Here is an 18,869-nt window from a genome sequence, read left to right on the forward strand (position 1 = left end):
TGAGTCAACAATCTAAACGTCTAATTGACCATAATCTTTCATCAGTTGAATAAACTCAGCTTCGTTGATCACAGCAATCCCAAGCTTCTCCGCTTTATCCAGCTTTGAACCTGCTTTTTCACCTGCAACAACACACTTGGTTTTACTCGACACACTACCACTGACACGTGCGCCCAGTGCTTGCAAGAGCTGTGTTGCTTCATCACGCCCCATCGTACTGAGTGTACCCGTCACGACCCAACTTTCTCCATTTAGAGGTTGGCGACTTGGTGCCACAGGCGCGTCCCAGTGAATACCTGCCGCCAATAATCGGTCTAAAACTTCAAGATTATGTGGTGCTTGGAAAAAGTCGACAATCCACTCCGCCGTGATATCCCCCACATCTGGAGTTTTCTTTAAAGCTTCAATGTCTGCAACACGTAGCGCATCTAAAGTTTGGAAAGTATTGGCCAACATACGTGCTGTGGTTTCACCCACTCCACGAATCCCCAGTGCATAAATAAATGCAGCCAAAGTGGTTTTCTTACTATTTTCAATCGAATCAATCAAGTTCTGAACGGACTTCTCACCCATTTTTTCAATGGTTAATAGCTTTTCTCGGTGCTCATGTAGGTGATAAATATCAGCCACATCTTTAAGCAGATCAAGATGTAACAGTGATTCGACCCAACGATCCCCCAAACCTTCAATATCAAGAGCTTTACGTGATACAAAGTGGCGAATCGCCTCAATACGCTGTGCGGCACAATACAAACCACCTGAGCAACGTGCTAAAGCTTCACCTTCGGGCATCACCACTGGCGATTCACACACGGGACATTGGCTCGGGAGTTCAACTTCAGTCACATCGACAGGACGGAATTCAGGCCACACTTTTTCCACTTTGGGAATCACATCACCACTACGGTAAACACTGACAGTATCGCCAATTCGCACATCTAAACGGTGAATTTCCCCAATATTATGCAAGGTCACATTTGAAACGGTCACGCCGCCCACAGCAACAGGATTCAAACGCGCCACAGGGGTCAATGTACCTGTACGCCCCACTTGCCAGTCAATATTTTCAACCGTGGTGAGCGCAGCCACCGCAGGGAATTTATAAGCCGTTGCCCAACGCGGTTCACGACTTAAAAAACCGAGCTGTTGCTGTTGTTTGAGACTGTTGACCTTAATCACCATGCCGTCAATTTCCACACTCAATTGTGGTCGTTCCGCATTGATTTGTTCATAAACCGCTTGAACTTCTTGAATACTATCGCAGACAAAATGACGCTCTCCAACCGCAAAACCAAACTGTTGCAACCACTCTAGACTTTCCGACATGGTGCTTTGACCATGATTGGGTTCACACTGCGCAATACCATAAGCATAAAATGCGAGTGGACGTGAAGCCGCAATATTCGGGTCTAACTGACGTAAACTTCCAGCTGCGGCATTACGTGGGTTGGCAAAAGTCTTCTCACCTTTGGCTTCATTTTCTGCATTGAGCTTTTCAAAACCTGCTTTAGGCATCAAGACTTCGCCACGAACTTCCAGTAGTGTAGGTACTTCGCCCTGATTTGTGGTCAACACCTTCGGCAAGTTCCGAATGGTTTTGACGTTTTGGGTAATGTCTTCCCCTGTTTCACCATCACCACGCGTCACCCCACGCACCAGCACGCCATGTTGATACCACAGTGAGATCGCAAGACCATCAAACTTCAGTTCGACATCATATTGAATCGTTTGATTCGGCAAACGTTCTTCTGCACGGCGTGCAAAGGCAAACAGTTCGTCTTGATTAAACACATTCCCTAAAGACAGCATCGGTACCACATGGGTCACGCTCGTAAACTTCGCCAAAGGTTTACCACCGACTTTATTGATCGGGCTATCTGGCTGAATACACTCAGGGTATTGTTCTTCTAAAGCTTTCAACTGATGAAAAAGCTGATCATATTCACTGTCTAAAATGGTCGGCTGATCCATCACATAATAAGCATGATTATGCTGTGCCAAAATTTGGATCAGTTGACGCATTTGCGCAACGACAGTAGAAGGTTGAGTCATAATTTCACCATAAAAAAGGGCGGTCTTTGTTCCGCCCTAAAAATTGTATTTCTACTGTCTATTATAGAAATCGTTACCTCTGCTTTCAATCAGATTAAGCATCGATTGCTTGTCCAGCACGGTAATCAATCGCCAGGTGGCGCCAATGCTCACGCAGTTGTGGAGTGAACTCTTGGTTGTTTTGGTCATAAACCGTTCCATCGATTTCACGAGCAATCAAACGTGAAATACTGTCCATGGTGTCAAAGGCATTTTGGACATCGCGGTGTGGTAAAGCCAAGAAAAATGCCAAGCCTTTAATTGGATCGGTCGACAGATTTTCCAAGTCAAAACCATCCATGCCTGTATCAGTAATTTGCAACACAGAGAACAGTAACTTGGTTCCATCTTCGTTATAACGATGGAAACAGGACATTTCGCCAAAACGTAAACCATACTTCATTAAAACTTTTAAGGTTTTCTCACCAGACAACGCGCGACGTTCAGGATAAACATTCAGGGCAATAAACGACTCTGCTGTGGCTAAGGCACTTTCATCATCAACAATTTTTTGCTCATACAAATGTGCATCTAAAATGCTGCTTTCATCGTCAAACTCTGAAATTTCGGCTTTTTCGACATTGGCATTTAAACTAAATTCAGCTTTATCCGCTTTTGCTTGGTCATCAACAAGTGAGGTGCTTGCGCTTTCAGTCGTTAATTCCGTTGCATCAGCTACAGCATTTTCAGGAGCAACTGAATCTGCTGCTTTATTTTCTATCTCAGCTGACGCATCCAAACTTGGTTCAGTACTGCTGCTTTCGAGCACACTGTCTGCATCCAAAGCTTTCGGTTCGGCTTTTTCAGACAGTGTCTCTTCTACAGAGTTTTCGTTTAAAGTCGGCTCTTGACGTTCAGCCTCTTCAACTGATGCCGTCTGCAATTGGTCACGTACGTGACGCGGGATAATCGGTTTTTGACTGTCAGCATCGATATGCAATGCAGACTCAAGTGAAGGCGCTGCATCTGCCGGCTTTCGAAAAATCATTCGAACCCCAAACAGCATAATGATCACTGCTATGACGATACCAATAATTGTTGTGTATTCCATCTTATTAGACCTCCGCGACTAAACCGTATTCTTTTGCCTGTTCTAAATTTACAGTCACTAACTTTGATGTTCCCGGTTCAGGCATCGTAACACCTAACAAGTCGGTCGCCATCGTCATTGCGAGTTTATTATGGGTAATGTAAATGAATTGCACTTGTTCAGAAAGCTCTTTTACAAGATTACAAAATCTTCCCACGTTCGCGTCATCCAAAGGCGCATCAACTTCATCCAAAACACAAAATGGTGATGGGTTGAGACGGAAAATCGCAAACACCAAGGCCAATGCAGTCAGGGCTTTTTCTCCCCCTGAAAGTAGCGCCAAAGAGCTATTACGTTTACCTGGCGGACGGGCCATGAGTTTAACCCCAGACTGCCAGTCATCTTCTAAAGTCAGACTCGCTTCGCCACCATTGAAAACTTTCGGGAACAGATCTTGTAGTTCAGCATTAACCCGATCAAAAGTGCTCATGAACAGTTTACGGGTTTCTTGGTCAATACTTTTCATTGCAGCGCGCAACTGCTCAACGGTATTTTCCAAATCTTGAATTTGATGACTCAACTCTTCAAAACGTTTTGATATTTCTTCATATTCTTCTGAAGCCGCCAAATTGACTGCGCCCAATTTCTCAAACTGTTGCTGCGCTTTTTCCAAAATCTGTTGATGGCTACTGATCTCAATACTCAAACCCACAATAGGTTCAACATTCATCTCTTTCAGCTGTTCAGAATAATGTTGTAAGTCTGACTTTGCCGCTTGCCACGCCAAACGTTTCTCTTCTAACTGGGTTCTCAGCTTTTCATCTTGTTGTTGCTGTTGATGACGGTGTTCGGTCAAACTTTGCTGACGTTCTTGCACCGCATTCAGCTCAACTTGCCATTCAGACCATGTTTTTTGCAGCTTTTCAGTGATCTGTGCTTGTTCGCTGAACTGGCTTTCTAAGGCAGGCAGCTCAAGTTGTACAGGGTCAATAAACTTTTTGGCCTGCTCCATCTGCGACAAAATTTGCTGATACTGCGCTTTTAAGAAAGTACTGTCTTTTTCTAACAGTTCAATCTGCTGTGTGGTTTGCACCGCCTGACGACGCACCATTTCAAGCGCTTGCCAAACCTGCTGTGCCTGCTGCTGGCTATCATCCAGTTGCTCAGTCAAAGACTCTACTTGGAACTGCATGGTTTTGTAGTTCGGTAAGTTTTGCTCTAGCTTAATATTCAATGCATGCAGATCAATCTCCAGATCATCTTTTTGCATGGCATCTTCTTCAAGCTGACTGTCTAGCTGCGCCAGTTGATTGGCCAATTGTTGTTTTTGCACTTCAAAGGCTTGGTTGGTACTTTGCACTTTGGCAATATTCAAATCAATCTGCTGCGTCGCTTGAACTTCTTTTTTTAAGAGTTGTTGATCCGCTTTTAACTGCTCATCCACCGCTTGGACTTGAGTACGAAGCTCTGTGGTTTTCGTTTCAAGCTGAGTCAGAAGTCCTATTTTTTCAGCAAGACTCTGCTCAATTTCATCTAAACGAATTCGATGACTTAGCGCACCCTGTCCAGCTTGGCTCGCTTCGTCATAATCCAAACCAATCACCCAGTCCACGCCGACATGGTAACCGTCTAAACTCAGAAGAGACTGACCATCTTTCAATTGCTTTTGCAGAGCCAAGGCTTGTTTTAAGTTGGTGGTCACCCCCACCTGCTGCCACAAAGAGGATTGTGGCGATTCAATCCAACTGGCTAGGCTATCGCAACCTGCAATTTCGATCAGTTCAACATGCGGCTGAGGCGTTAACTGACGTGCAACGGCATCGGTGAATGCATCGCTGTTTTCCAAACAGTGCGCTGAAAGCCATTTGGCTAAGAATTTTTCGACCAGCGCGGCATGGGTTTTAGCCGCATCTTTAAGCTTCAGCACATGCATCAACTGTGGATGATCACTATTTTTTAGGGCACTGACTTTGACCAACAACTGCTTTAGATGCTTCTGCTCGGCACTTAAAACCTGTATATCTGCTTTGTGCTGATTCAACTCAGTTTGAGCAGCTTGATGTTGGATACGCAAATCATCCAGCTGCAACTGTACCTCAATGATACTTTGCTCACGTTGTAACTGCTGTGCCTCAGCGTCTTGCTTTGCATGTAACAGCTGGTCTATCGCATCCAACTGGCTTTGGTTTTGAATTTGCGCCGCTTGCTGCTCTAAAATCTGCTTTTGCTGTTCAAAGCGTAAAATATTTTTGGCCAGCTGTTCACTTTGCGCCAACATTTGCGTTTTTTGTTGCTGCTGTTTTTCAACCAAACTTTTGACTTGTTCAAACTGTTGAAGCAACTGTTGCTGCTGTGCTTTTAAATCCGTTAAACCTTGGCTTTGCTGTTGGTTTTGACTTTCTTGCTGTTGTAACTGTTCGGTATGAAGCTCATTTTGTTCGTGCAAACTTTCCAGTTGCAGCTCGATCAGTTGCATACGTTCTTTGGTTTGCGCCTTCTGCTGTTCAAGCTGTGCCAAAGTAGTCGTGTTTTGCTGGAACAGGCTCTGCTTTTGTTCCAAAGTCATTTTCAACTCAGCCAGCTTTTTCTCTGCCTGTTGCCACTCACTCTGTAGTGGCGTGGACTGCTGAATCAGGCGTTGAAATAGTTCACTGGTTGACGTCAAATCATGCTCTAAAGTGGTTAACTCTGAACGCACCAGCTTAAACTGCTCACCCAAATCATTCATGTGCAGCGTATATTCTTGCTGTAAACGACTGCTTTGTTCGCATTGAAAAGACAAGACTTCGACTTTAATGGTGCGAATTTGGCTTTCCAGTGTTTTGTACTGAATTGCGGTTTCAGCCTGACGTTTTAAAGTTTTTAACTGTGATCTTAATTCAGAGGCAATATCTTCTAAACGCGATAAATTTTGCGTAGTGTGATCCAAATGCAATAAAGTTTCACGGCGACGTGCTTGATAACGCGAAACCCCTGCGGCTTCCTCAATAAAAACTCGCATTTCTTCAGGTTTTGCATCGACCAAACGGTTGATCATGCCCTGTTCAATAATCGAATAAGAACGTGGCCCTAAACCTGTGCCCAAGAATATATCGGTAATGTCCCGACGACGGCATTTGGTGCCATTTAAAAAGTATTCAGACTTGCCATCTCGGTTAACCTGACGTTTGACCGCCAGTTCGGTATAGGCATTATAGCTACCGCCTAACTTGCCATAAGTGTTGTCAAAACGCAGTTCTACACTGGCGACACTGACAGGTTTACGCTTTGCAGTGCCCGTAAAAATGACATCCTGCATACTACCACCACGCAACTGACGCGCACTGGATTCACCCATGACCCAGCGAATAGCGTCGATCACATTGGATTTGCCACAACCGTTCGGCCCAACCACTGCTGTGCGGTTATCTTTAAAGTGTAATGTGGTACTGTCGGCAAAAGATTTGAAGCCGGAAAGTTTTAAACTGCTTAAACGCATAATGTCCTGACTAACGTCGTGAGCGTCTCGCCCACGCAAGTTCAATTTGTTTCATTCGGGTCAGAGATTCCAACACCAAGTTACGTAAGTGTCGACAAAAATCTTCCATAAATAAAGTAGCTTGTTGTGATTTTCTGATTAAAACTGCATCAGTCACCAGTTTAAATAAATCATAAGATTCTTGTAACTCTCTACGCGAAGTATTTAAGGTTAAAAAATAGCTCCGCCGTATCGAGGGCAACAGTTCTTGGTAAAACTTCATCAAATAGGCATTGCCCACCATTTCATGCTGCCGTGCCAATCCTTCAAAAATCAAATCATAAAATTTTTCGATACTGCCCTGTTTCAGCTGATTCCCCAACTCATCCAATAACAGCTGTAAACGTTCCGCTTCATAGCTACGCCATGTTTCCGCTATGCGTTGCACAATTTGCCCCAACAGCAGACTGCTGGTGTCAAACAAGGCACGTACTTGTTGAGCCGACATTTCAGAAACGATGGCACCACGACGCGGGTAGATTTCAATCAGATGTGTACGTTCAAGCAGTAACAAGGCCTCACGCACCGAGCCGCGACTCACATCCAGTTCAGCGGCAATACGTAATTCTTGTATGCGCTCACCTTCGACCAACTCACCGCGAATGATTTGTTCACTGATGTGCTTGGCAATTTGTTCGGACAAACTCTCTGTATCATGTGCTTGCATACTGTTCCTAACTTGTTTTTATAAGATGCAATCCATGGTCTTTAGTGACCTATTTTTAGGTTTTACCCGATCTTAAACGCTAAACACTATGTCATTGTCTAACAATTTTACCGTCTATAATGCCAATCAACAGCAACGCACACAATATTATCAAAGAAATTAAGAACTAAAACCTTGATAAATAAAATATAAACCAACTACCACCAACAAACCAGCAAAACACTTTTTCAACATCGCAGGCGATAAAAGATGCGCTACTTTCGCACCAAACTTCGCGGTGATAAAACTCATGACCGCAATCCCCAAAAAAGCATAGACATGAATATAACCAATGGTATTTGGTACGTTGACCTCAGCCTGATGCCCGAACCACATAAAACCTATAGCTCCAGCCACTGCAATTGGTAAGCCACAAGCCGCAGACGTCGCCACCGCTTTTTGCATAACCACACCATGACGGTTTAAGTACGGCACCGTCAAACTTCCCCCACCAATGCCAAAGATCGCAGAAGCCACACCAATGCCAGCACCGACAAATAACTGTTTGCCTGTAGAGGGCAACTGACGCGACGGGTCAACCTCAACATGTGCACCACTAAACATTTTGTACGCCACCCACACCGCAAAAAAACCGATCAGCAGCTGTAAGCCATGTCCCGACATATAGTCTGCAATGCCCGCACCTAAAAAAGCGCCCATGACTAGACCAGGAGCCAAATTGCGAAACACAGACCATAACACTGCCCCGCGTTTATGATGTGCACTCACGGAACTCATTGACGTGACAATAATAGTCGCCAGTGATGTGCCAACCGCCATATGCATAATGACACTCGGGTCATAGTTCAGATGAGTAAACACCACATATAAAATCGGGATGATAATGAGTCCACCACCGACCCCAAATAGCCCCGCAGCAAAACCAGCGATTGCACCAATCAGTAAATATATGATTAACTCCATGATCATTTTTCACTTTTCTCAGATTCATATGGATTTAGAGACACGCCAATTACAACAGCTTCTCGCTGAAGCACAGCAACTTCCTGAAGTTTTATTGCTTAAGCCAGTTACCACATCCACCAATGATGATGTGCGTGAAATTGCGCAAAAAGGGATTCAGAGCGTTTTGGTCTGCAGTACACGACAAACTCAAGGTCGTGGACAGCGTCAACGACAATGGGTTTCTCCTGAAGGAAACATCTATTTAAGCACATTGCTACAGACCAAAACACCTATAGATGGGCGCTTGGCTTTAGAAATTGCGTTAAATATCTTGCAAATGCCGAGTTTGCAAGGCCTTGCTCTGCAAGTGAAATGGCCAAATGACCTTTACAGTGCTCAAGGTAAATGGGGCGGAATTTTAGTTGAACCACTGTCGAGCCACCAAGCTATTATTGGGGTGGGCATCAATATCAACCAAGTCGAAGATACCCAACTTGATCAAGCCACCAGCTCACTTGAACAGCTTGGTTTAGCCCAAGCAGATCGCATTCGCTTAATGGCGGAACTATATCTAGCGATTCAACAGGCAGGCCTATGGTTCACCCATAACAGTGCAAATTTGGCTTCTCGTTTCAATCATTACGCAGCCTTTATGCAGCAACCGGTCGAATTTGAACATATGAAAGGTCTGTCTCAAGGCCTATTCTTAGGCATTCAAGATGATGGTGCGGTACAAATTCAGACCAGCAATGGTGTTGAAAGCTTTTATCAAGGCCGTTTACGCCCAATGATCCCTGTTTAAATGATTGAGCATCATCATGAAAAATTTATGGTTAGATATTGGTAATACTCGTCTGAAGTATTGGATTACGCAGGAAGATCAAATTTTGGAACAAGGGGCTGAGTTACATTTACAGTCCCCTGCCGATTTGCTTTTAGGTCTAATTCAGCATTTTAAAAACTTAAACATCCAACAGATTGGTGTTTCTTCGGTTCAGGACAAAAAAAATAATGACCGAATCCGTAGACTTTTAAAAAGTTTAAATGTACCGATCACCTTTGCCCAAGTACAGGCCAACTATGCAGGCCTACAGTGTGGTTATGAACATCCAGAACAACTCGGAATTGACCGTTGGTTGCAAGTGTTGGCCGTCGCACGTAATCCAGAGCAGAACTATTGTGTGATTAGCTGTGGCACGGCGCTGACCATCGACTTGGCGGATGGTTTGCAGCATTTGGGCGGCTATATTTTACCAAATCTCTACTTACAACGAGACTCGCTGATCCAAAACACCAAAGGCATTAAAATTCCAGATGCGGCTTTTGATGAACTCGGTCCCGGTCGTAATACCATCGACGCAGTGCATCATGGGATTTTGCTCGGCTTGGTCAGTACCATTGAAAAAGTCTTGCAACAATCTCCACGCCAACTGATTTTAACTGGCGGTGATGCGCCTGTATTTGCGCGCTATTTGGCAGAGTATGCACCATGCATTGAAAATGATTTATTACTTAAAGGGCTACAATATTATATTCAGCATCAACCCTGAGCCACCGCCTGCTGTTGTAAAAGGGGTTTTAAGGTATTGAGCAGTAGCTCAAATTCAGCATAGCCATTTTCACGCATAAAATGCCCTGCACGTTTCACCTCCAGTACCTCTGCACTCAAGAAGTGCCCAAAGGTAAGGGCCAAAGGCGGTGGAACATAAGGGTCATTATTGGAAAACATCACCACACGTGAAGCGATGTGAGAGTGGAGTATACCGCTGTCCAACTTCGCTTGCGCAATAAAGCCACTTAACTCAGGTAAGCTTTTTAAAGCCGCTTTAAAGCCCGCAATACAAAAGATCGCTTTGATTCGACGTTCACGCAGTTTACTACTGAGATAATGTAAAGTCGCCAGACACCCCAAACTATGCGCAATGATGATGGTATGTTCACCCAAAGCGGTCATTTGCAGGGCTAAAGCCTGCTGCCACTCTTCGAAATGTGGTGCATCGCTGTGCGGGAGCACTAAGCGTTTTACTTCAGCATGCGGATCCATCTGACTGAGTTTTTGACTTAGCCACGGAAACCAATGGTCATTGGGCGATGCTTGATAGCCATGCACAATATAGATATGTTGTTTTGATCCATTCATTTTCAACTTCTTATTATAATGTTTGAAAAGAATAAATTTTACGCAACTTTCAAGCCATAAATAGTGCGTTTTTGTTATTAAGCGACGGTATTGAAAACGCACACAATAATTTCCATGACTCACAAAACAACATAAAAAAAGGCGCTCAACGCGCCTTTTTCTGAAATGGTTAGAAGCAGATTACTTCTTATCGTTCCCACCGAACAATGGTCCCATACCGCCACCACCGCCGAATTGTTTTTGCATACCACTGAGCGATTTCATCATTTTTGCCATACCTGACGGATTGGCAAATTTCTTCATCATTTTCGCCATTTGCGCATGTTGTTTAATCAATTTATTGACTTCAACCACATCCATACCACAGCCTGCTGCAATGCGCTTTTTACGGCTTGGGTTCATCAGGTCCGGATTACGACGCTCTTTGATGGTCATCGATTGAATAATCGCTTCCATCTTTTTCACTTGCTTTTCAGGGTTCGCTTGCGCCAACGCATCTTGAATCCCTGCATTGCTCATGCCAGGCAACTTATCCAAGAAGCCCATCATGCCGCCCATTTTATTCATTTGCTCAAACTGCATTAGCATATCTTCAAAGTTGAAGCTGCCGCCTTTTTGCAGTTTTTTCGCCATTTTTTCGGCTTTTTCTTTGTCGACTTTACGTTCAAGCTCTTCGACCAAAGAAAGTACGTCACCCATACCCAAAATACGTTGTGCAACACGTTCAGGATGGAATGGCTCTAAGGCATCCAGCTTTTCGCCCATACCTAAGAATTTGATTGGCTTACCTGTGATTGCACGTACTGAAAGCGCCGCACCACCACGTGCATCACCATCAGTTTTGGTCAGAATCACACCCGTTAATGGCAGTGCATCATTGAAGGCTTTGGCTGTATTTGCCGCATCCTGTCCGGTCATTGCATCGACCACGAACAAAGTTTCAGTTGGCTTAATGGCCGCATGAAGTTCTTTGATCTCGGCCATCATTTCATCGTCTACGTGTAGACGACCTGCAGTATCGACAATCAAGACATCCGCAAACTGAATTTTGGCTTGTTCAATTGCACGCGTTGCAATAGTAATCGGTTTTTCGTCAGCACTCGATTCAAAGAAAATCGCGCCAACTTCACCTGCAACGGTTTGTAGCTGTTTAATTGCTGCTGGACGGTATACGTCGGCAGATACCATCGCTACTTTTTTCTTTTGGCGTTCTTGTAAGAAGCGAGCAAGTTTTGCAGCCGTTGTTGTTTTACCTGCACCTTGTAAGCCCGCGAGTAGGACTACAACAGGAGGTTTTGCTGCAAGATCAAGGCTTTCATTTGCCTCGCCCATCATTTTTGTTAATTCGTCATGCACGATTTTAACAAATGCTTGGCCCGGCGATAATTGAGTCATGACTTCTTGACCCAACGCCTCTTCCTTAACTTTCGCGATAAATTCACGAGTTACAGGAAGTGCAACATCGGCTTCAAGAAGTGCCATACGTACTTCACGTAGGGTATCTTTAATATTGTCTTCGGTTAGCTGCCCAGAGCCAGTAACATTTCTTAAACTCTGCGTGAGTCGTTCCGTTAAGGTATCAAACATTGCAAAATCCGCTTAAAATTGCTAGTTGCAAAAAAATCTTTCTTAAAATAGAAAATTTATGCATAGAATGCTATAGGATACTGTAGTTCGCACCGAATTTATATAAATGAATATTCATCATCCTGAAAAAGGTTTGACATGATTAGCCTGCCCTTGGTTTACACCATCTTAGCATTAGTCGCTTATACCACTTCTTTTTGGTATTTGTTTCTCAAGTTAATGGCTAAACGTGATCCAAACCATTGGTTTATTGGCATTATTTTAGGCTTAGGCTTATTACTGCATGCAACTGTTTTGTACCATCACATGCTCACGCCAATGGGGGTGAATTATGACGTTTTTGTCTTAATGTCATTTACATCGGGGCTCATGCTATTACTCAGTCTACTCTATAGCACTTATCGTCCAATTCTTGCTTTGAACCTGATTGGCATTCCTGTGGCCGCTACAGGACTCATTTTAGGTTTTGCCTTTAGCCAGTCCACTCAATTTATTGAACAGCGCTCATTGGGCCTAGATATTCATATCATTTTATCGCTGTCGGCCTATGCGGTGCTACTCATGGCGACCATACAAGCCGTGATTTTATGGTTCCAAGATCGTGAGTTAAAGAACAAACAGAAGAAACGCTTTTGGGTCAACTTACTGCCTTCTTTTCAAGCCATGGAATCTTTACTGTTTGACTTGATTAAAACGGGTTTTATTTTACTTACCGTGGCGTTGGTGTTTGGTTTCTTTACCATCGATAACTTTTTTGCCCAACATCTGGCACATAAAACCGCTTTTAGTATTATTTCTTGGTTTGTGTATGGGGCTTTACTCATCGGACATTACCGTTTTGGTTGGCGGGGTCAAAAAGCGATTCGTTTTACCTTAATTGGATTCTTCTTGTTGGCGGTCGGTTTTATCGGATCTAAGTTTGTATTGGAAATGATTTTAGGTCGATAAAGTCTTTTGTTTAGTTCGCTTTATTAAAGATACAGAGCTCTACTCACAAAGTAGATGTGCAACTTGATAACCCAATAGAAAAGCCCAGCTTGACCAAGCTGGGCTTTTTAGTAAACCTCAATATTTTGATTTAGAATAAATTATCGAGTGCATTTCGTATTATGTAAATTTTAGAAAAACTTAAATACTTTTTACTGTGTTGAATACGTTGTATGCCGCTTTTATCCGTTCTTCGTTTGGGATTCTTTTATTCATTAACATGACTAGCCCAAAGCCTTTTTCAGGAATAAAAAGAACGTAAGTTCCAAAACCATTAGTAGAACCAGTTTTATGAAAAACTTTGGATTTTGACTGACTAATATCCTTTATAACTGGATTTGATTGCATAACAACGCTTTCAGCATTGCTCTCTTGCAAAATTTCTAAGGTAGTCGGATAAGAGAATGTCTCCCACCCAAGCGCCTGCGTCATATTTCCAAGCTTGAAATAGCCTTTGTGCGTTTCTAAAATGGCTGTCTTTATCTTTGAACTATTTTTTTCTACATTCAAATTTGAGTTTAAAAAATTCAGCATATCTGGAAGTGTAGATTTAACCCCATATGCTTGAGCATCTAATGCACCAGGATTAACTCGAATAAGATTATTCTTTTGATCATGCCCAAAAGCGTAATGTTCTATCTGTTCCTCTGGAACGTTCACATAAGTGTGTTTTAAATGAAGACTTGGAAAAATCACCTGTTCGAGTAATGATGGGAAAGGGACTTTCATTGATCTTGCTGTTAACTCGCCAAACAATCCAATACTTGGGTTTGAATATTGACGATATTTACCAGAAGGTTTTTTTATATGCCAATTTTGAAAATAGTCTAAAATTTGCTCATCTGTTTTGACATAATCAGGAAATTGTAAAGGTAAATTGCCGCTAGTATAGGTCGCTAATTCCAGCAAACTCACCCTATCAATTTCTGAATTCTTTAAAGCTGGCCAATATTGACTTGGATGATCTTTAAAAGATAATTTTCCTTGAGCCTTAGCATAAGCACCCGCGGTTGCAGTAAAAAGCTTGCTGACAGAACCCAACTCAAAGATAGTCCGACTATCTACTTTTTTATTATCATTATTAGATTGAAGACCATAATAGTGTTCGTAGTTTTCTCCCTTATAGATGACGCCTATCGCCATTCCTGCCACACCATACTGTTCCATAAGTGGTTTAAATGACTGGTTAACAGCAGTTTCAATATCTTTTTGATTTGCCTCTATTTCATATGCATTTGAATGGACACTACATCCCACGGCTAAGGTAAAGAGACTAGTTTTAAATAGTTTTTGGGTTTTAGATAACATTCCTGCTATTAGCCTCAATAATACAAATAACAATGTTCTCACTTATCTAATATATTTTCTGTAATAAATCCTTACCCCTTCTATTTAATGAAGTGGGTGTTATGCGAAATAACTTTAAAACTCATCCACGCACTCACAAAAGCCTCACTTAACCAATCATGCGGGTTGTACTTACATCTACAGAAAGCTTCGACTAGTGTATGACAAACTCCCTAACCAATAGCATTGATCGATAAACCTTAAGTACATAAGAAAGACAATGAGATGGATCATTTTTTATCCACTTGTTATACTGGCTACATATTTATTCCCCTTCTTCCAATTTAGAGTAACGCCAATGAAGTAAGTCTTATTTTCCGTCAAATCTAATTTATGTGTTTTCTGACGTGCAAAATAAACTTATTTACTGCTCTATATCTCTATAAAAATTTATTTTGTATGTCCTGTATAAAGGAGTCTTCAATGACCCAACAGGCCTGTACTGTAAAAAATCTCAGTGTTCAATTTACTCATGAACCACTTTTTCAGCATTTAAACTTTGAATTGCCCGTTGCCCAATGTGCAGCGCTGATCGGACGCAATGGTCAAGGCAAATCAATATTAATGTCGCTACTCACTCAGGCGCACATGCCCAATTATGCGAGTGGCGAAGTGATTTGGCATATGTCATTTTCCTACTTAAGTCAGCTCGAGCGTTTAAGCAACTGTACGCTTGCCGAAGCCCTTAATATTGCTGACCTGTATGTAAGTTTTCAGCGTATTGAACAATCGACTGCGAGCTTTGAAGACTATGATCGCGTCGAACATGCATGGCATCAACCCACTGAATGGTTGAAATTGCTAGAAAGTGCAAACTTACCTACAGATCTATCTAGCTCAGTTTCTCAACTGAGTGAAGGTCAGAAAACTAAACTGGCACTGTGTCGCCTTTTTTTACAAACTGAGCATTATTTACTTCTTGATGAACCTAGTAATCACTTAGACCATGCAAGTCGTGCATGGTTAAGTCAAAAAATCCTTCAGCATCCTGTGGGCTGTTTAGTCATTAGCCACGACCGCACATTGTTAAATCAAATCTCCAACACCTATGTTTTAAATGATTTTGGTTTGCAACACTTCCGTTGCAACTATGCCGAGTATCAGTCACAAGCAGAGCAACAACAGCAGGCACTACAACACAATATCTCGCAAGAGAAACGCGAACTCAAACAATTACAAATCCAACAGCATGAGCAGCGCATGAAAGCTCAGAAAAGGCAAAAGTCTGGGCAGAAATTACGAAGTTCTGGTTCTCAAGCCAAAATCCTGCTCGACTTTAAAAAAGAACGTGCGAGTCAAACCTTATCGGGAGTCGCGCAGCAACAACTTCGCCAAAAGGAACAAGCGCAAGATGAGCTCAAAAACAAACAGCAGCAACTAGAACAGATTAAGTCACAAAAGTTTGATTTCCATTTTCAACCTAAACAAACTGGTGAAATTCTTCGTTTAAAAGAAGTGGCTTTAGCAGCACTCTCTATCTCCCCTATTTCTTTTGCCTTACATAGCGGAGAAAAAATCCAACTGCGCGGCCAAAATGGTTCAGGTAAGTCGACCTTACTTCGTGCCATTCAAAATCATAGTCATGTTCAATCGGGAGACATTTTCAAGCGAGGAGCATCGTTATATTTAGATCAAAACTTTAGCCTACTGAATCCAGAACTGAATGCGGTACACAATTTACAGTTATTGAATCCGTCTTTGTCCGATGAGGAGTGTCGGAATCAATTGGGGCAACTTCGAATTCGACGAGATAAAGCTCTTCTTCCCATCTCACTACTCAGTGGCGGTGAACAACTCAAAGTTGCTTTACTGTGTATCAGTCTCGCAGCACAGCCTGTGGACTTACTGCTACTGGATGAACCCGAAAATCATCTCGACATCGACTCAAGACAGCTATTGGCACAGGCTATTCGCGATTTTACAGGGGCGGTTATTTTAGTTTCACATGATGACGCCTTTGTCGAGGAGACACAGATTCAAAGCTATTTCGCGTTAACCCAAACACCTTAGACTAGACAGCGTGATCGGATTTGCGTATAACACCGTTTTTCTATTTGACTGGTGACACCGCTGTGAAACTCATTCTTGCACCAATGGAAGGCTTAACCGACCCAATCATGCGTGATGTGCTCACGTCTGTAGGTAGCTTCGACTGGTGTGTGACCGAGTTTATCCGTGTGACCAATTCAGTCTTACCCGATCATATTTACCACCAGTATTGCCCAGAATTACTCAATGGCGGAAAAACAGCAGCGGGAACACCCGTGCATGTGCAGTTTTTGGGCAATGACCCTGAAATGTTGGCTGCCAATGCCATCCGTGCAGTGAAACTCGGTGCACCCGCCATTGATATGAATTTTGGCTGTCCAGCCAAAACCGTGAACCGTCACCGTGGTGGCTCGGTGCTTTTAGATGAGCCAGAAGTGGTACATGAACTGGTCAAAGCAGTACGTGATGCTGTTCCTGCACACATTCCTGTTTCTGCGAAAATGCGCTTAGGCTATATGGACAGACATTATATGCTGGACAATGCTCATGCCATCGAAGATGCAGGTGCAGCATGGGTTACCGTGCATGCACGTACCAAAGCCGATGGTTATACCCCACCCGCTTTTTGGGATCAGCTCCGCCCGATTCGTGAAGCATTGAAGATCAATGTGATTGCTAATGGTGAAATTTGGAACAATGCAGACGCGAAACAGTGTCGCTTAGAGTCTGGCTGTGAAGATTTGATGATTGGACGTGGTGCCGTGACCACACCTGATTTGACCCAATGTATTCGTCAAAATATCGACACACCTTTGCTGACATGGAATGAGCTACTGACCTTACAAATCCGTTTCTTAAACAGCGGCTATAAAAAAGAAATGAATATGGTCGGACGTTATAAGCAATGGCTTGGCATGATGTCTAAACACTATCCAGAAGCCAAAGCCCTCTGGGATGAAGTCAAACGTATCAAGCCGCTGGATGACATTATTCTTAAACTAAACGCAAGCGCGACTTAATCCGTTCGCGCAACGATCGCGACATAAGTGGGTAAGTTCCACGCACCACCTGCAAAGCCTTTACATTGCTGCGATTGTGCCTGATAACTGAGGACAAAAACCTTTCCATTCCAAGCCCACTCGGAACGAATACCACAGTCTGCGATACCCCGACCTTTTTGCTCTGAGAAAATTTGTGCCTCACTAAAACTTGAGCCTGATGTGGTGACTTGCTGCTGAATCTTTTGTAATGCTTTGTCCATAACCCAGTAGCCTAGACCTTCATTGTATGCTCCACGCCAGCATGGCACTTGAACCACCACTTGCTCTGTATTCAGCGGATAGACTGAAACCCGATCATCCTCAAAAAACCGTGCCTCATACAAATTTGGACAGTCTTGTTCATCTGTTGTTGCTTTTAACTTTTTAAAAAGTTGATGGGCATTTTTACTGTCCACGGCAAAGTGGCTGGCAACCGCAGGTCGGTATCCCGTAATACCAATTCTAGGGATGGCTTTGGGCTGTAGAACATTTTGCTCAGACTGATTACCTTTTTGATATACCGCGTTCGGTGTATTTACACGTTTTTGTATATCATCCATTTTAAGCAAAACTGCATTTGCCCCAGCAGTTGAAATTTGCCATTGCTGTGCTTGGGTCGTGAGACGAATATCTTCTGCACCTACCAAAGCCTTTAGCAACTGCGCACTTTGAGCACTGGACAGTTTCGCTGTACTTTTCTTGGCATCAATGGTCAGGCTCCCCAGAGATGTTCCTCCTACGTTTAAACTGGCTTCAGTATCCTGCGTAAACTCCTCAGCCACTTGAATTTGGCTGAGCACCGCACTGCCTGCACCTGCGGGACGAGAAATCAGTAATGAAACTGGATGACCAAACTGAGCATCACTTTGATATCCTACCGCACGGCACATACCCGTATTATCACAGGCAAGCTCCCAGTCTTTATGCATAAAATAGTTACCCGTTTCAGCATGAGTCAACTGGCTCAAGGCACTCATCAGCAACACACCAATAATGGGACTATTTCGTTTTATGATTTTATTATTCAACATATGCACTCACTCCACTTCAGAGGAATCTTAATCTTGCACTCAAAAACTTCGGCTTTGCACGATACCTGTGTAATTTAAACAATCTTCAACGCGTATCCGTTGTACTTTCGACAGCTGATCTAGATCAAACCAAGCATAGGCCGTATGTTCATCACTAAGCCTGATCTCAGCAGATGCAGCCAAATGACATCTAAAAATAAAGGCATGCGAGGTCACTGCCGAATGAAAATACACACCCGACAAATAATCGATCTGAACCTGACAACCAAGTTCTTCTTGGCACTCACGCAGCAAAGCCTGATGAATAGTTTCTCCCATATCCAAGGCTCCACCGGGTAGCCCCCAAGCCTGATCGGCATAATTGGCTTTCAGTAGCAAAACCTGTCCTGCGTCATTGGTCAGCACTGCATGAGAACTCAGTCGGTAAAAGTCTTGAAATGCCATAGATACCTTCTTCTTAAATTGTTCATGTTGTCATTCAAACATAGCCCACTAAAA

General features: G+C 43.2%; 15 protein-coding genes. 5 read left to right on the forward strand and 10 right to left on the reverse strand.

The window, feature by feature from the left end:
- Positions 1–12 precede the first annotated feature (12 nt).
- From ligA to F946_RS13075, 5 genes are all read right to left on the reverse strand, one after another.
- Positions 13–2,052: an NAD-dependent DNA ligase LigA gene (gene ligA, locus F946_RS13055; protein ID WP_004983018.1), complete on the reverse strand. Its 2,040-nt coding sequence runs from the start codon at positions 2,050–2,052 to the stop codon at positions 13–15.
- Between the two features lie 94 nt (positions 2,053–2,146).
- Positions 2,147–3,142, reverse strand: coding sequence for a cell division protein ZipA C-terminal FtsZ-binding domain-containing protein (locus F946_RS13060; RefSeq protein WP_004983020.1), 996 nt, complete (start codon positions 3,140–3,142; stop codon positions 2,147–2,149).
- 4 nt (positions 3,143–3,146) lie between these two features.
- Positions 3,147–6,599 carry a chromosome segregation protein SMC gene (smc, locus tag F946_RS13065; protein WP_004983023.1) on the reverse strand — a complete coding sequence of 1,151 codons (3,453 nt, stop codon included), beginning with the start codon at positions 6,597–6,599 and terminating at the stop codon, positions 3,147–3,149.
- A 10-nt stretch (positions 6,600–6,609) separates the two neighbouring features.
- The gene (locus F946_RS13070) at positions 6,610–7,305 is read right to left on the reverse strand and encodes a GntR family transcriptional regulator (RefSeq protein ID WP_004983028.1); all 696 of its coding nucleotides are present in this window, start codon (positions 7,303–7,305) and stop codon (positions 6,610–6,612) included.
- 159 nt (positions 7,306–7,464) lie between these two features.
- On the reverse strand, positions 7,465–8,268 hold the full coding sequence (locus F946_RS13075) for a sulfite exporter TauE/SafE family protein (RefSeq protein WP_035326787.1): 804 nt from the start codon (positions 8,266–8,268) through the stop codon (positions 7,465–7,467).
- Between the two features lie 28 nt (positions 8,269–8,296).
- Here F946_RS13075 and F946_RS13080 point away from each other — a divergent pair, with 28 nt between their 5' ends.
- Together F946_RS13080 and F946_RS13085 are read left to right on the forward strand one after the other, a co-directional pair.
- Complete coding sequence (locus F946_RS13080; RefSeq protein WP_004983034.1) at positions 8,297–9,052, forward strand: biotin--[acetyl-CoA-carboxylase] ligase; 756 nt, start codon at positions 8,297–8,299, stop codon at positions 9,050–9,052.
- A 16-nt stretch (positions 9,053–9,068) separates the two neighbouring features.
- On the forward strand, positions 9,069–9,800 hold the full coding sequence (locus F946_RS13085) for a type III pantothenate kinase (RefSeq protein ID WP_004983037.1): 732 nt from the start codon (positions 9,069–9,071) through the stop codon (positions 9,798–9,800).
- Here the strand turns inward: F946_RS13085 and F946_RS13090 are convergent.
- The gene (locus tag F946_RS13090; RefSeq protein ID WP_004983041.1) at positions 9,791–10,390 is read right to left on the reverse strand and encodes an RBBP9/YdeN family alpha/beta hydrolase; all 600 of its coding nucleotides are present in this window, start codon (positions 10,388–10,390) and stop codon (positions 9,791–9,793) included. The two genes, F946_RS13085 and F946_RS13090, sit on opposite strands and share 10 nt — an antisense overlap.
- Before the next feature lie 180 nt (positions 10,391–10,570).
- Entirely contained in the window at positions 10,571–11,977 is a 1,407-nt protein-coding gene (gene ffh / locus F946_RS13095; RefSeq protein ID WP_004983043.1) for a signal recognition particle protein, read from the reverse strand.
- A 138-nt stretch (positions 11,978–12,115) separates the two neighbouring features.
- Between ffh and F946_RS13100 the strand changes: the two genes are divergently transcribed.
- Positions 12,116–12,925, forward strand: a complete 810-nt coding sequence (locus tag F946_RS13100; protein WP_004983045.1) for a cytochrome C assembly family protein — start codon at positions 12,116–12,118, stop codon at positions 12,923–12,925.
- 180 nt (positions 12,926–13,105) lie between these two features.
- On the opposite strand, the gene ampC is transcribed toward F946_RS13100, so the two are convergent.
- The gene (gene ampC, locus F946_RS13105; protein ID WP_004983048.1) at positions 13,106–14,272 is read right to left on the reverse strand and encodes a class C beta-lactamase; all 1,167 of its coding nucleotides are present in this window, start codon (positions 14,270–14,272) and stop codon (positions 13,106–13,108) included.
- Positions 14,273–14,734: 462 nt separating this feature from the next.
- On the opposite strand from ampC, the gene F946_RS13110 reads away from it, so the two are divergent.
- Both F946_RS13110 and F946_RS13115 read left to right on the forward strand, forming a co-directional pair.
- Positions 14,735–16,321 (forward strand): ATP-binding cassette domain-containing protein, encoded by a 1,587-nt coding sequence (locus tag F946_RS13110; RefSeq protein ID WP_004983051.1) that lies wholly within the window; start codon positions 14,735–14,737, stop codon positions 16,319–16,321.
- Positions 16,322–16,383: 62 nt separating this feature from the next.
- Positions 16,384–17,319: a tRNA dihydrouridine synthase gene (locus F946_RS13115; protein ID WP_035327020.1), complete on the forward strand. Its 936-nt coding sequence runs from the start codon at positions 16,384–16,386 to the stop codon at positions 17,317–17,319.
- On the opposite strand, the gene F946_RS13120 is transcribed toward F946_RS13115, so the two are convergent.
- Both F946_RS13120 and F946_RS13125 read right to left on the reverse strand, forming a co-directional pair.
- Positions 17,316–18,371 carry a DUF1176 domain-containing protein gene (locus F946_RS13120; RefSeq protein WP_004983055.1) on the reverse strand — a complete coding sequence of 352 codons (1,056 nt, stop codon included), beginning with the start codon at positions 18,369–18,371 and terminating at the stop codon, positions 17,316–17,318. The two genes, F946_RS13115 and F946_RS13120, sit on opposite strands and share 4 nt — an antisense overlap.
- A gap of 39 nt (positions 18,372–18,410) precedes the next feature.
- The gene (locus F946_RS13125; RefSeq protein ID WP_004983057.1) at positions 18,411–18,815 is read right to left on the reverse strand and encodes an NUDIX hydrolase; all 405 of its coding nucleotides are present in this window, start codon (positions 18,813–18,815) and stop codon (positions 18,411–18,413) included.
- Positions 18,816–18,869 lie beyond the last annotated feature (54 nt).

This window comes from Acinetobacter johnsonii ANC 3681 (assembly GCF_000368805.1).
Taxonomy (GTDB): Bacteria; Pseudomonadota; Gammaproteobacteria; order Pseudomonadales; family Moraxellaceae; genus Acinetobacter; species Acinetobacter johnsonii.

Excerpts from the sequence above, each read along its gene's own strand:
- F946_RS13100 (WP_004983045.1), top strand. The coding sequence starts at position 12,116 with ATGATTAGCCTGCCCTTGGTTTACACCATCTTAGCATTAGTCGCTTAT.
- F946_RS13125 (WP_004983057.1), bottom strand. The coding sequence starts at position 18,815 with ATGGCATTTCAAGACTTTTACCGACTGAGTTCTCATGCAGTGCTGACC.
- F946_RS13075 (WP_035326787.1), bottom strand. The coding sequence starts at position 8,268 with ATGGAGTTAATCATATATTTACTGATTGGTGCAATCGCTGGTTTTGCT.
- F946_RS13060 (WP_004983020.1), bottom strand. The coding sequence starts at position 3,142 with ATGGAATACACAACAATTATTGGTATCGTCATAGCAGTGATCATTATG.
- ampC (WP_004983048.1), bottom strand. The coding sequence starts at position 14,272 with ATGTTATCTAAAACCCAAAAACTATTTAAAACTAGTCTCTTTACCTTA.
- F946_RS13070 (WP_004983028.1), bottom strand. The coding sequence starts at position 7,305 with ATGCAAGCACATGATACAGAGAGTTTGTCCGAACAAATTGCCAAGCAC.
- F946_RS13085 (WP_004983037.1), top strand. The coding sequence starts at position 9,069 with ATGAAAAATTTATGGTTAGATATTGGTAATACTCGTCTGAAGTATTGG.
- ligA (WP_004983018.1), bottom strand. The coding sequence starts at position 2,052 with ATGACTCAACCTTCTACTGTCGTTGCGCAAATGCGTCAACTGATCCAA.
- F946_RS13120 (WP_004983055.1), bottom strand. The coding sequence starts at position 18,371 with ATGTTGAATAATAAAATCATAAAACGAAATAGTCCCATTATTGGTGTG.
- F946_RS13090 (WP_004983041.1), bottom strand. The coding sequence starts at position 10,390 with ATGAATGGATCAAAACAACATATCTATATTGTGCATGGCTATCAAGCA.
- ffh (WP_004983043.1), bottom strand. The coding sequence starts at position 11,977 with ATGTTTGATACCTTAACGGAACGACTCACGCAGAGTTTAAGAAATGTT.
- F946_RS13110 (WP_004983051.1), top strand. The coding sequence starts at position 14,735 with ATGACCCAACAGGCCTGTACTGTAAAAAATCTCAGTGTTCAATTTACT.
- smc (WP_004983023.1), bottom strand. The coding sequence starts at position 6,599 with ATGCGTTTAAGCAGTTTAAAACTTTCCGGCTTCAAATCTTTTGCCGAC.
- F946_RS13080 (WP_004983034.1), top strand. The coding sequence starts at position 8,297 with ATGGATTTAGAGACACGCCAATTACAACAGCTTCTCGCTGAAGCACAG.